Source organism: Aureisphaera galaxeae (assembly GCF_028561275.1).
Lineage (GTDB): Bacteria > Bacteroidota > Bacteroidia > Flavobacteriales > Flavobacteriaceae > Aureisphaera > Aureisphaera galaxeae.
In genome coordinates, this window is sequence record NZ_JAQQTF010000002.1 from 77,928 (window position 1) to 91,119 (window position 13,192).

Genomic DNA, 13,192 nt, shown 5'->3' on the forward strand with positions numbered 1-13,192 from the left:
AAATTATCCTCCCGCAAAAGGAGGTAGTAATGCAATTTCTGTGGTTTCTATTTTACTGTCTTTGGAAACGATCTGATTGTTCTGCGCTACTTGAAAATCTTTTTCTTCCAGTTCAGGATATTTCACGAAGAGCATCTTCAAGAGATCGGACACACTTTCTTGGGAGAACAAAAATTCCTCCTCTTGGCATTGTGTTGCCTCGGCCAGCATTCCAAAGTATTTAATGGTCAAATTCATTTTTCAATTCGTTTAAATCCTGCTCAGTATTGATATTGACGGCATGATGTTCTACTTCCTTATCCAGCACAATGGTTTTGGTTTGCAGGGTATCTACAAAGGTCCGTAGTCGTCGCTCACCCGATTCCAACAACTCCCAACAGGAAGGCAGGATTCGTTTTTTATATAATGCGATAAGCGGCATGGTCTTGTCTCCACTCTGAAATTGAACCATATCCAATGACGGTTCGTTCTCATCCATAAGCTGTTGTAATAGTGAAGTATTCATCAAGGGAACATCACAGCTCACCACAAGATTGTTTTCCGTTTTCGAATGGTACAATCCGGAGTACAATCCTGCCAAAGGCCCTGCATTTTTTATAAGGTCTTCGGTACGCAAAATTCCAAACCTATCGTATTCAGAATGATCACTCACAATAAGCATGTCGTTCACCAAAGGCTTCAAGGCATCGATCACATGTTCCAAAAACATTTTGCCTTTGTACGGTACCAATGCCTTGTCACGTCCCATGCGCTTGCTTTTTCCTCCTGCGAGAATAATACCGGTTATGTGTTCCTTCGCATTCATTTAGGTAACAAACAATTTAAAAGAGGCAACAATAAGTACTACGGCCAACAAATGCCTTAGATGTCGATTGTTCAGTTTTTTGCTACCTACATAACTTCCAAAAAATCCACCTACAACGGCAATGCCCACCAGTACAAATGATAGGGAAGAAAGTTCAACACCATTACTCAATTGTCCGGCTAATCCTGCGGCCGAATTCACCCAAATAAATAGGGCCGAAACGGCTGCAGCTTCCTTCATTTTACCCCAATGGAGCAATAGAATGACAGGACTTAATATGATTCCACCACCTATCCCTATAAGTCCAGAGAAAAATCCTATGATTCCTCCTACCAAAAGTCCTTGCCAGACTTTTACATCTTTAACAATGGGTGCTTCCTTACCGAAAACATTCAGCATTTTCAGAATGGCAAAAATCAATAGTATCCCAAGGATCTTTTTGTAAATGGAAGCATCTACTTCGACCATGCCTCCCAAAAAGGCCAAAGGAATGGAAGCAATAGCAAATGATAGAAAGAGCTTTCGATTAAAATATCCCGCTCGGTAGTAGTGAAAAAAGGCAATGGCGGCTACAAAAAGGTTCAATAGCAATGCCGTGGGTTTCATCACTTCTGGACTGAAGGAAAAAATAGCCATAAGCGCTAAATATCCGCTCGCCCCACCGTGGCCTACACTTGCATACAAGAAGGCGACGATGGGAAGAATGAGCAAAAAAGGCCAGATGGCTATGAGGTCATCCATTACAAATTCTCCAGTTTCCCGATTTGGGTATCTAAATAATCCCAACATCCTTGATTAATTTCTTCGAAAGTGGTGATGAGCGTCTTTCCATAAGGAGTCAACTCCGCACCGCCTCCATTTTTTCCACCAATGCTTGTAATGATCACTGGTTTTTCGGTCGATTTGTTTACCGAATCTATAAGCTTCCACGCCTTTTTATAGGACATTTGTAAACTCTTGGCAGCTTTAGAAAGCGATCCGGTTTCGTCTATGGCTTTCAGCAATCGGACCCTTCCTTCACCAAGGAAGACATGGTCATCTGCTTCTATCCAAATTCTACTTCTTATTTTAAGTCCCATACGCTATGAATTAGGTACATGTATTACGTCTACGATATCGCCCGGTTTCATGTCTACCATTTCTTCGGGTGCGAAAACCAATGCATTAGCCAAGGCAAAGGTTTGTAGCATGGCCGAACTCTGTCCGTCCAGAATGGTGACCGATCCGTTGGCATACATAGCCTTTAAAAATTGAGGTCGATCCCCTTTTCGCTGAAAGGGAGCCGCTAAAGGTTCTTTGGTTTTTGTGATTGAGAAATGCAGGTTTCCAGACATTCGTTCCAATGCCTTTCGAACATAGATATTGAAACAGGTTAATGCAGCTGCTGGATTTCCCGGAAGGGCGAATACTACTGTTTCTTCTTTTTTTCCGAAGAAAAGAGGCTTGCCCGGCTTTTGTTTTACTTTATAAAAGAGTTGGTTCACACCCATTTCAATAAGTGCTTTTCCTACAAAATCATAATCCCCTACGGAAATTCCACCCGTAATCAAGACCAAGTCACTTTCCAGAATGGAAGATTGTAATAATTTGAAGGTTTTGTCATAGTCATCCTCGACTTTGCGAATGGTCACTTTATCATATCCCAAACCCTGAAGCGAAGATGCTAGCATGGTGGCATTGCTTTCGTAAATCTGTCCATGTTCCAACGGCTGGCCTGGGGCTATGAGCTCGTTCCCCGTAGTTACGATGGTAATGGTAGGTTTTTTATGAACGTTCACCTCCGTAATCCCCAAGGAGGTTAGGAAACCAATTCCTGCTGGGGTGAGTAAGGTTCCTTTTTCCAGAGCAGTACTACCTTCCTTTACCTGTTCCCCTTGGGGTCGAATATTCGCATGTAGGGCAACCGTTCCTTCAATTTGAATGGTTTCTCCCCGTGCCGAAACTTTTTCTTGCATTACGACAGCATTGGCTGTATCTGGCACCGCAGCTCCGGTAAAGATCCGAATTGCATCTCCCGAATTTAGATCGAGTTGGTGTGCATCGCCCGCTTTCACTTCTCCAACAAGTGTATAGGTATTTGAGTCATGCAGATGAAGGGCGTATCCATCCATGGCCGACTGTCGAAAGGGAGGCATGTTAATGGGTGATGCGACCGCTTCGGACAATACATATCCTAAAGCTTCGGAAACACGTTTCATTTCCGATTGAGTCGTTGGGAACACATTGTCTTCAATAATCTGAAGGGCTTCTGGGATTGAGACCATGATTTTCGTTATATCCTAACAAATATAACGATGAAATTTCAGAAAGAAAAATGGCCTTACTTGGGTTTTGAGGGACCCTGCTGGCTATTCTTAGCTACTTTTTGTAAATGAACGACAAGCCTTTTTCTAATGTTTCAGAAAAATTGGTACCATCTTTTGTGTGTTCAAGTGTTTCACATTTAATATCCAGCGGAATTGCTTTCAATTTAGAAACGAAAACCTCCAAATCGCCTACATGATTCCTTTCTGGGTTCAAGTCATTATTGGTAACCGACAGATATACCTTTTTGTTTTCAGAATTATCGTCATAGCGAATGTGGTCCATTACGTGGATATGATCCAAAAACCGTACGATATAGTGGTTGTTGTACCAAAGCGATGGGTTAACGATGATGTAATTGTCGAAAATCTCGGGATGTCGAATCATAACCCATGAAGTAAATAGTCCACCAAACGCCTGTCCGGCGATACTCAAATTGTCATTGGTTCTGAAGTTTTCTTTTACGTAAGGAATGAGTTCTTTAGCAATATATTCTAAGAACTTCTTGGCTTTACCTGAATGTTTCTGTGCTTCTTTCGAAAATCCACCGTAAGGAACATACGTTGGTGTGTAATCACGGGTTTGGTCTACTTCCTTACTGCTAGTATCTGCATAGCCTATCCCAATAAGAATCATTTCATCGGTGGAAACACTTTTTACTTTAGAAAATAAATCATCTCCATCTAACAAAAACAGGACAGGATATGTTTTGTTCATATCCAATGTGTAGTTTGGAGGAGTGTGGAAGCTCAATTTATAGTTGATCCCATTTGCCTTAGATTGAAACATCCGAACTTCCGTTTTCGAAGGCGTTTTTATGAAGCTCTTTTGCGAAGTTCTCTGTGCCCATGCTGTGGATATCGCAAGAAAAAGGGTCAAGATGGCTATGAGTTTTTGTTTGCGTTTCATAGTGATATGTTTATAATTGCAGTAGGCTTCAAAAGCTCAAAAATGCCTTGTCGACTACTATTTTATTGAAAGTAAAGATTATGTCACCTGTCCGGTGTGTCAAAGATTTTCAAGTGTTTTCAAGTTGAATCACAGCTCATTTTCTACATTTTTCTGAAGGGGTTGTCTTATTTTGCAATTTCATTTCGTTACAAACATGGGGAAGCACAGTAATGGGCTTCTATATTGAGAAACCTTTAATTGAAAAAGTTACTGTTATGGGATTATTTAGTTCTCTATTCGGAAAGCGGAAAATGACGCTTGAAGAAATGAATGAAAAGAACAAAACCTACATTTCGGACAACCCCAACCCCAAGGATGACGAAGATGGGCGCATGCGTGAGGCTTCTGTTGCGATGACCAGTGGGCAATTTGAAGAATCGGCTGAGCTATACGAGAAATTGGCCGAGGATTTTCCAGCGAAAAAAGGATTGTATTTAAGTCAGGTGGGTGCAGCGTATTATTTTTTGAAGGACTTCCATACGGCTATATCATTTTATGTCACGGCAAAGGAGCATGGAGCAGATACCAGTATGATGGATGACAATATCTGGGAAGCTTGTGAAGCCATTTATAACCAAGAGAATGATAAAACGGCGATAGAAAGATACTTAACGCACTATCCCAATGGTAAATACGCGAAAAAAGCAGAGAAAATACTATCTACATAAAGATTAATCTATGTTGGCAAGGAATTCGGCAATGTCCTGAAATCCCTGTTGCGTAAAACCGGGTAGATGCGAATGTTCCGGGTACTTCTTCAGAATGGCATTGGGGATTTTTTCCAGCATTTCCGCTCCGTACCATGGAGGTGTCCAAGGATCGAATTCTCCCGATAGGATATAAGTGGGTCCTTCGAAAGATTCATTGGGCCAATCCCAATGATCGTAAATGGACGCTACGGGCCAAACGTCTTGGGTTGCAAAGGAAACATCGTTGGGGTAATAATCGCTCAACCACGGAAGGGCCTTTTTCTTTTGCCGAATCACTATTTCACTTTCTTCGGGCAATTCCTCACTTATCCATACCGAATAGCGCATTCCTTTGGCCTGTCTGGTGTAACCCAAATAAGAGTTAATGATTCCTTCTATCCCCACATGATTCCCATCGATAATGTTTTGCATAACTATAGGAGTATTGGGAAGAGAACCATGGGAACTCATTTGGTCGAGAACCCTATCGATCAATTCATTTCGCGTGTAGCTATATCTAATCGAATCTATAGAAATGCTAAAAATGGAGTCTTTTAGGAAAGAGATATGATCTGTCCATTGGTTATATAATTCTAGTGATCCGGTGTAATGGGATACAACGTTTTTCAATGTAGTATCTATATTTTCAAAAGCATCTTCATCATAATTAACATGATGTGGTAAAGGGGAATCTAAAATGAGTGCTTTTGTATTTTCGGGATAGGTTTGGGCATAGGCAGTCATAAGATTACAACTGTATGACATTCCGTAAAGAATGAGTTTATCAATGTTCAGGGCCTTCCGAAGACTTTCAATATCGGCCACACTTTCTAGGGTATTGTACCCATTTAAATCCGTGTTTTGGGTGGTCCATTTTTCGTGGCAAGACGCAACGCCTTTTAGATACAAACTATCCAACGCCTTACCCCAAAGACCCTTTTGCAATCCGAGGATTCGAAGTGAATCTACTTCCGGACAGGTAAGAAATGGCTTGGCATATTTGGTGCCCCGCTGATCCATCACCAGAACATCCCGATTTTCCCCCCAGGCTTTGTTTGTAACCCCGTTGGGCATGTGCAGGGAAGAACTGCCCGGGCCGCCGGACATAATGAGTACAGGAGTGGTTGCCTTCTCGATGCTATCTGGCACTTTCGCAAAAACAAAAGGAAGCTCTATGGTATTAGAGCTTTTATTTGTTCTGTTTTCGGGTACCTGCAACCAACCTTGGTCCCAAACCCTACCTGTAGTGTTTTTCATGGGAACGGGTCCTTCGATAATAAATACCTTTTCAGGTTCTTGGCAACTAAGAAAACTTATAAGAGTGAGACAAAATGTGATGTACTTCAGCATGACCAAACGATTAAGCATCAAAGTTGGGGCTTATTTATCCCTTTTGCATTCACATTTGTTAACTTTTGGTGTTTTTCAGGGAGTTTCTGATGCGGCTTAAACTTTGGGGAGCTACCCCAAGATAGGAAGCGATGTGTTTTTGGGACACTTGACTAAAAAGTTCAGGGCTTTTGCGAATAAGGTTATGGTATCGTTCTTTAAGGTCGTTCGTTTGTAAATCCTTTAATCGTGCTACCATCTGTAGGTAGGCTTGCTCTGCCATGATACTCCTTATTTTCTCGAACTTGGGCTGTGCTTCAAAAAGAGAGAGCAAGGTTCTTTTTTCGAATGCATATACATTCGTATCACATAAAGCCTGAAGGTATAATTCCCCCGTGGTATTAGTCAAGTAGCTTTCATAATCCGTGGCAAACCAATTTTCAACATAGAAATGATGTGTAATATCATTTCCATCCAAGATTCTATATCCACGAACCAATCCCTTTTCAATAAAGAACAACTTCTTCACTGGTTCGTTTGCGTTGAGCAAATGTTCGCGTTTCCGATACGTATGCTGTTTGGCTTTTGAAATGAATTCGGCAAACCCATCTTCAGAAAGATATAGGTGTTTGGAAAGCAGTTCTTTCATCAGTGTGAGCATTTATTTATTAAAATCCGCTTCATATTTAATTTCTCCCCTTCCATTTTTTATAAGGACATCATCGATGATACCTGCCCCTGTAAATGAAAAGTTGAGCCCTGCCAATGCTCCTAGGGCTTCTGCATAGTTCAGCTCATGAATAAGACCATCGTTGAGGTATATTTTTAAGGAATTGCTTCGAACCGTGCACTTCACCCTATTCCAGTCTGTGTAGTCCACCCCAAAGGCCGAGAAATTGTTTTCGCTCCCTCTTTGCGTTACTTCGCTGCAGTAGATATTAAGATCACCAATACAACCGGGGATAGAAAAGGGAATGTGTATCACCCCTTCCTTGCATAATAAGGTAATTCCCGTTTTTTGACAGATACCATCACCCCGAACAAATGTGTTTTTAAAGGAAACTTCGAAGGTAAGATCGTCTCCGTTTAGATCGTCAAATTCCATCACATTATAATAGTACAGCTTATTTGGCGGACTGGTTTGAGCTGTGATTTCATCCAATATCCCTTTATTGATGGAAAGAATATCGCTGCTGTCCAATTCCTGTTGCGTGAGGTATCTAGGTACAGGGCTATTGCCAATAATACTCATCCAACCTTGCGTTTTCATGTGGATGTCATGCTCTTTTACGATGTCTCCATCGACCAATAGCTTTGCCTGCCAGTAACCGGGATAGTAATAAACCGTAGTGGCTTCAGATTTATCTTTTGCGATCTTGAACTGCTTTCTGGTGTCCCAACTTTGCTGAATTTTGATATTGTCTGTTGGGACTTGTGAAACGTCATATTCGAAAACTACGGTGTTGGGAAATCCTTGAGCGACGGGTTGACTCGAAAAGCGTATCGAATTCAGGATATCTTCAGAAATACTGGTATCTGAGCTTCGAGGGAGCAAGATATAGGCAGTCAATGCCAGTGCAAGGGCCACAACAACTGCAATTTTTGCGCGAGACGTCTTTTTCGTTTTTTTCGAGCTTGAAGGGATGGGATCTTCGACGACTTTGTCACTATGATGGGAATTTTTTGCTTTATAGGCCAACCAATTTTCATGATCGAGAAATTGCGCTAAGGCGTTCAGGGTTTGTGAACTTGGCACACTACTATAGGAAAGATTCCCCAAAACTCGTTTCAAGGTACTGGTGCTTAGTTGAACCTTGGTTTTTTCGAAAATCCGTTCGCTTAAGGAGACAAAATCTTGGTGCTTCCAATGTTTACTTTCTCCCCATTGAAGGGAAGTTTCCAAATCAGTTTTTAATTGGTCAATGAATAAGGAGTCTGAACTATTTTTCGGTTTTTCTTTCATGTGTTTTCTCACTTTAGGGCATTGTTTGAAAAGAGTGTTTTGTATCAACTTGAATAAACTTGAAAGGCTTTGACCAAAAGATCCATTGTTAATCAAAGATGTTCATGTTAATCAAATTGATGTTCAATAAAACACAAACAAAAAGGCGATCACAGCAAAACAGGCATTCAAGCTACATTCCGTTGGTACGACATTCTTTAACACCTACCTAAGAACCTGAAAATACTAAAATTTAGGCTTCCTATTACAGAGCCATGAGAAGAACCATTCGAGAAATCTGCAAGAAATGCCAAGCCGTATCAATGGGATTTAGTTCGCCGCTTTCCGTAGTAAAGCGCTTTCCTTCAGTCGGTACATAAGGCGTTAGAGTTGTCCATAGAAGCAATGCTTCTATTCCGACAAACGAACCGAACAATTGTTACTTCTTTGGGCCCAAGTCCATAAGCCAGATTAAAAAGGAGAATTCTTAGATTCCAGCTGTTTAAAGTGTGTTAATCGTTGGGGATTATTTTCGTTTATGCTCATAGGAACAATGACAATATAGTCTTGGTAGTAGTAAAAGACATCATTGTCTGCAGGCATATCATAAGCCTTAGTGGGATCATTGGGTCTTAATCGCCACGTTTGCAACGCACCTTTTTCAGATACATCTGCCTCTGCCTCCAAAAGGAAAGGAGGACGGTCAAAAGTAATGGCGCGTTCCACTACTTTAACACCCTTGATACTTTCCAAGTCATCCGGAATGCTAATAGTCAGATATTCGAAAGTGTTCATTTCGCTCACCAAGGATGAGGTAGCCAATTGAGCTACCCACGAACATATTTTGTCCCTGTTTTCTGCATTGGGTCCATCCTCATCGATTCCAGAAACAGCGAGGGTGGGGATTTTCATAAGAGCAGCGGTCCTAGCGGCACCGACAGTTCCAGAACCGAACCAAGCGGCACCTTCATTGGCACCACCATTGATCCCGGAAATGACCAAGTCGATAGATTCTCCCTTTCCATAAAAAACACCCAAGGCACCGAACAGCACACAATCGGCGGGATAGCCATCTACTTCATATATTTCTATGTTGTCCGAAACGTCATGCGATAGCTGTTTGACTTGTACTTGCCCTTTTTTAAATGTTGCCATCATATTGGAAGTGCCACTGCGGTTTTCGGAACTGACGGAAATCACAATTTTGTTTGCATGAGGACTAAGGGCTTCTGCCAGACAGATAAGGCGATCCATGTCTTCGATACCATCGTCGTTGGTAATGAGAATGTTCTTTTTCTTTAAGGGTTCATTTTCTGTTTGGGAAGAGGCCATATTCTTTAGCACATCATCTGCGAAAATCCCTTTTTCTATGGTACCATCCCTGTAGTAAAGCGCTCCAAATCCTTCTTTTTTATTCTCTTTCCATTCCCCTTCATATTTAAAGATGGGACTATTGGGTTCGTACCAATAGGTTCCCATTCCGGATCGCATCCCTTCTTTATACTCCCCCACATAATGATCCCCATCGTCATTATAGTAACTTCCATTTCCGTGGGGCAATCCATTTTTAAATTCACCTTCATAGGTGTCGCCATCAGAGGCCATGATCCACTTGCCAAATCCGCTAAACTTACCATTTTCAACCGATCCTTTGTAGGTGTAATATGCTGTATTATTCCAAAGAACGGTCAATGTCCCTTCTCCCTGCACATAACCATTTTCGCACGCACCGTCCCAATGAAAACTTCGGGCTGTTGCATGATCGTGTGTATATAATTTGCAATCGGTTCCAGGTTGATAAATCCAACCGGGAGATCCAGAAGACTTTTCAAAACTATAGATGGAGAATACGATAATAGTTATTGGAACCAATTGAAACAAAAGGATTCCGACGGCACCAATTTTTTTTATGAATTTTTGCATGGAGTCAAATTTTAGTTTGTCCAAATATAGATGCCATCGCGCTCGAAACTAAGATCTTGTGATGAATGGCACAGATATGTGATCAATGGAATACCTTTTTACAGGGTTTCTTCCAAAAAAGCCCTTAAAAGTTTGATTTTAGAGCGGGCTACGGGAACTTTTATGGTACCGTTGTGCAACTTCACAAATAGTCCCTGTGAGTTTCCTTGTGTGGTTTCTATAGCATTCAGGTTTACCAGAAAGGACCTGTGGCATCTTAAAAATTGTGGGGAGGCTTTTAATTGAGTAGCTACTTGGGAAAGGGTATTTCTATATAAATTTTTAGTCACTAGGTCCCCTTCTTTGGTATGTAGGGCCACGTAATTCCCCTCTGCGCTTATATAGAGTATATCACTTTCGTTAAGGGACATTGGTTTCTTCTCAAGTGTAAGCGTAATAATGGCATTGGTAGTTGGTTTCTGAAGCTTTAATTCCTTCTGAAATCGCTCATTGAGTTCTTGTGAGATTTGAAGGTGTTTTCGAGCCAAAAGATTGAATCGGAACAAAATGAGGAAACCTGCTGCGACACACCCAATGGCAAGGATTTTAATGAGCCAACTTGTGAGTTCCTCACCCGAAACGAGGGATTCAAAATCGTTGTTTATAAATAGGGCATTGTAAATGTGGTTCCACAGGCCGATAAGAAGAAAATTATAAGTTAAGAATAAAAAGGCTTTTGATACGGACCAATTGCTTTCCTTGAAAAAGGATGGAAAAAAATAGGGAAAGCCAAAGTAATTTATGGATAAGGATACCATAGCGATTCCCTGTATGGCCAAGAAGTGATGCATGTGAGTTAGGGGAACAAACCCAAAGGGTTGCAATAGGATGACCACCAGACTAGCAAATACGGAAATGGTGAGGATGGTGTTTCTTTTTTCAAGAAAACTGCTCTCAAAAGGATAGGGGGTTTGTAACCAGGTCCAATTCATTGCATTAAGGAACTTGTGGTTACAAAATAAGAAATAGATCGCTATACCCAGTTCCGATATTTCCAATTTCTTCGGAATCCCTGCGGGATTTTATATCAATAACCCTTGCGTTCATATCAATCTTATGTTAATTCGCCCCATCGATATGAGAAATCAATCCAATTGAATCTATATTAGGGTGTAACTCCTTAAAAATGAGATTATGAAAATTTGGGTACTTACTTTATTTCTGGGCTTGATGGGAAGTCTTCCTAATATGGGAGTTGATGCTTCGGAAAGTAAAGAGTCGAACGTTCCTCCCATTGTGATACGTCATGATAAAAGTGATTCGGAATATATTGAGTTGGGGAAACAATTTCCTCAAGTTTGCAAGGTTGGTGAACGAGGAGGGGATGGAACACTCATTGCCCCACAATGGATCCTCACCGCTGGACATGTGGCCGAAGGGATGTTTCGCCGAGAGGGGGCAAACCTTAAAGTGTACTTTACGCATGATGGCCAGGCTTATGAAGTGGATAAGGTATTTGTCCACCCCGATTTCGCTCCCATGCAAGGGAATGATATTGGATTGTTACTGCTGAAGGAATCCGTTGTCGATATTGAACCAGCTTCTTTGTACAAAAGTCAAGATGAGCAAGGGAAACCCATCATCATTGTAGGTCATGGTGACTTTAAAACTGGAGAAGGAGGCGATTGGAAAGTGGACGGTATAAAAAGAGCTGCGACCAATGTTATTGATGAGACGCAGACCCATCGCATTGTATTCGATTTTGATGCACCTCCCTTGGGCACCCACTTAGAAGGCACTGCAGGCCGGGGCGATAGTGGAGGTCCCGCGTTTATTGAAATAGATAATAAGCCATTGATAGCGGGAATCAGTTCCGCTGGGATGCCTGGCAAAAATGGTCCAGGGACCTATGGGGCCGTAGAACACTATACTAGGGTATCGGCCTATATAGATTGGATCGAAAAAGTGATGGGAGGACCTAAAAGTACCCAAGCACTTACGCAAGAATACCTGAAGAAAAAAGACGAGATGCGCTCTTCTGGGAACCGAATGGTACGACGTGGCGGTGGGAATCCACAAATTAGAAGGGCTGGAGGTCCTTTGGAGGGGCTTGGATTGATGCTCATGCAAGATGGCGACCGCATCCGAATAGGTGGTAAGGCCAATCCCTTGGTGCCTAGAGCCTTTCGCGATGTGATGTTTAGACCGCCGTCCTATCTAATTGCATTGAATGAACAGGAATACGCTTCCTTAGAAGATTTTAAAAAGGCTTTTTCAAAAATAAACAAGGATGCTGCCTTTACCATTGAGTTCGAGATACAGGGGAAGAAAAGACGTTTCTCTGGAAGAAAAATGTAGGAGTAGTGATCGTAGTACATTTATTTTTCGGAATACTGGTTTTGGGCCCAATTATCTGGGGCATTAATAATGTGGTGCGATCCCGTAAAGAAGGTAAAAGCAAGGCTGGGAACCTTTTTTGGGTGCTGATAAATTCAGCTGTATTATATGCCATTGCTTACAACTTGATATTCTTCTTTCAGGAGCTTTTTTTGGTGTTAGGGAAGAAATATTTAGGCCTCACGGCCTATTTGTATCATAACAATCATGGTTGGGATGGAACCCATGAAATGGAGACATTGATGCAGGGTACAGGAGCCTTTGGCATTTTTGTTATGGGACTGCTCTTCTTAGGATTACTATTCTTCTTTCGCATAAAGAATGCTGTGTGGAGGCTATTGCATGTATGGCTTCTATTCCATGCATTGGTTCAGTCGTTATATCAAGTTACCGTGGCCTACTTTGCCCCTGAATCTGATGTGGGTCAAGCTTTTGGTTATTTGAAAATATCTGGCTCCTGGCTTATGGTTTTTTCCATAGTTTCCATCATAATAATGATTGGTGTATGCCTTTGGCTTTCCCGTTTCTTCTTGGGTTATGTAAGGGAAGAGGAGCGTGTAAGCATGGGACAGCGATTACGATTTTTCAGATTTATGGTGTTTGGAGGTGCTTTGGTAGGCTCCCTTATAGTGTTGTTGTTCAGGGTACCGCCTTGGGGTCAGGCTGTTTTTCCCTTTTTGATTTTACTAACTGTGGTTCCGTGGATTTGGGCTGCTTCTGGACTTCCGAAAAAGGCAACCTATTTTCCGAATCGTTTAAATTCCTCATTGCAATGGAAGCCCTTGGTATTTTTAATCGCACTTCTTGCCGTTTTCCGTCTTATTTTGGAGACCGGAATTGAATTCTAGTGCGTCGCTCCGATACAATTATGAA

Annotated in this window: 14 protein-coding genes; 3 read left to right on the forward strand and 11 right to left on the reverse strand. The window is 41.7% G+C overall.

Annotation, left to right across the window (positions count from 1 at the left end; genetic code table 11):
* Positions 1-3 precede the first annotated feature (3 nt).
* The 6 genes from POV27_RS00300 to POV27_RS00325 all read right to left on the reverse strand — a co-directional run bounded on the left by POV27_RS00300 (position 4) and on the right by POV27_RS00325 (position 4,018).
* Positions 4-237, reverse strand: coding sequence for a MoaD/ThiS family protein (locus tag POV27_RS00300; RefSeq protein WP_272860723.1), 234 nt, complete (start codon positions 235-237; stop codon positions 4-6).
* Positions 221-805 (reverse strand): molybdenum cofactor guanylyltransferase, encoded by a 585-nt coding sequence (gene mobA / locus POV27_RS00305; RefSeq protein WP_272860724.1) that lies wholly within the window; start codon positions 803-805, stop codon positions 221-223. Before mobA ends, POV27_RS00300 begins: the two co-directional genes overlap by 17 nt.
* A complete protein-coding gene (locus tag POV27_RS00310) occupies positions 806-1,546 on the reverse strand; it encodes a sulfite exporter TauE/SafE family protein (RefSeq protein ID WP_272860725.1) in 741 nt (246 codons plus the stop codon).
* Positions 1,546-1,884, reverse strand: a complete 339-nt coding sequence (locus tag POV27_RS00315; protein WP_272860726.1) for a winged helix-turn-helix domain-containing protein — start codon at positions 1,882-1,884, stop codon at positions 1,546-1,548. Before POV27_RS00315 ends, POV27_RS00310 begins: the two co-directional genes overlap by 1 nt.
* 3 nt (positions 1,885-1,887) lie before the next feature.
* A complete protein-coding gene (locus POV27_RS00320; protein ID WP_272860727.1) occupies positions 1,888-3,069 on the reverse strand; it encodes a molybdopterin molybdotransferase MoeA in 1,182 nt (393 codons plus the stop codon).
* A gap of 94 nt (positions 3,070-3,163) precedes the next feature.
* Complete coding sequence (locus POV27_RS00325; RefSeq protein ID WP_272860728.1) at positions 3,164-4,018, reverse strand: alpha/beta hydrolase; 855 nt, start codon at positions 4,016-4,018, stop codon at positions 3,164-3,166.
* 257 nt (positions 4,019-4,275) lie between these two features.
* Here POV27_RS00325 and POV27_RS00330 point away from each other — a divergent pair, with 257 nt between their 5' ends.
* Complete coding sequence (locus POV27_RS00330; RefSeq protein WP_272860729.1) at positions 4,276-4,728, forward strand: tetratricopeptide repeat protein; 453 nt, start codon at positions 4,276-4,278, stop codon at positions 4,726-4,728.
* 3 nt (positions 4,729-4,731) lie between these two features.
* Here POV27_RS00330 and POV27_RS00335 read toward each other — a convergent pair whose 3' ends face one another.
* The 5 genes from POV27_RS00335 to POV27_RS00355 form a co-directional block, all read right to left on the reverse strand.
* Complete coding sequence (locus POV27_RS00335) at positions 4,732-6,099, reverse strand: alpha/beta hydrolase (RefSeq protein ID WP_272860730.1); 1,368 nt, start codon at positions 6,097-6,099, stop codon at positions 4,732-4,734.
* 58 nt (positions 6,100-6,157) lie between these two features.
* The gene (locus tag POV27_RS00340; RefSeq protein WP_272860731.1) at positions 6,158-6,727 is read right to left on the reverse strand and encodes a Crp/Fnr family transcriptional regulator; all 570 of its coding nucleotides are present in this window, start codon (positions 6,725-6,727) and stop codon (positions 6,158-6,160) included.
* A gap of 12 nt (positions 6,728-6,739) precedes the next feature.
* Positions 6,740-8,041 (reverse strand): hypothetical protein, encoded by a 1,302-nt coding sequence (locus tag POV27_RS00345; protein WP_272860732.1) that lies wholly within the window; start codon positions 8,039-8,041, stop codon positions 6,740-6,742.
* A 450-nt stretch (positions 8,042-8,491) separates the two neighbouring features.
* Positions 8,492-9,943, reverse strand: a complete 1,452-nt coding sequence (locus tag POV27_RS00350; protein WP_272860733.1) for a 5'/3'-nucleotidase SurE — start codon at positions 9,941-9,943, stop codon at positions 8,492-8,494.
* A 98-nt stretch (positions 9,944-10,041) separates the two neighbouring features.
* On the reverse strand, positions 10,042-10,914 hold the full coding sequence (locus POV27_RS00355; protein ID WP_272860734.1) for a LytR/AlgR family response regulator transcription factor: 873 nt from the start codon (positions 10,912-10,914) through the stop codon (positions 10,042-10,044).
* 202 nt (positions 10,915-11,116) lie between these two features.
* On the opposite strand from POV27_RS00355, the gene POV27_RS00360 reads away from it, so the two are divergent.
* Both POV27_RS00360 and POV27_RS00365 read left to right on the forward strand, forming a co-directional pair.
* On the forward strand, positions 11,117-12,280 hold the full coding sequence (locus tag POV27_RS00360; protein WP_272860735.1) for a S1 family peptidase: 1,164 nt from the start codon (positions 11,117-11,119) through the stop codon (positions 12,278-12,280).
* Between the two features lie 5 nt (positions 12,281-12,285).
* Positions 12,286-13,167 carry a hypothetical protein gene (locus POV27_RS00365; RefSeq protein ID WP_272860736.1) on the forward strand — a complete coding sequence of 294 codons (882 nt, stop codon included), beginning with the start codon at positions 12,286-12,288 and terminating at the stop codon, positions 13,165-13,167.
* Positions 13,168-13,192: the final 25 nt, after the last annotated feature.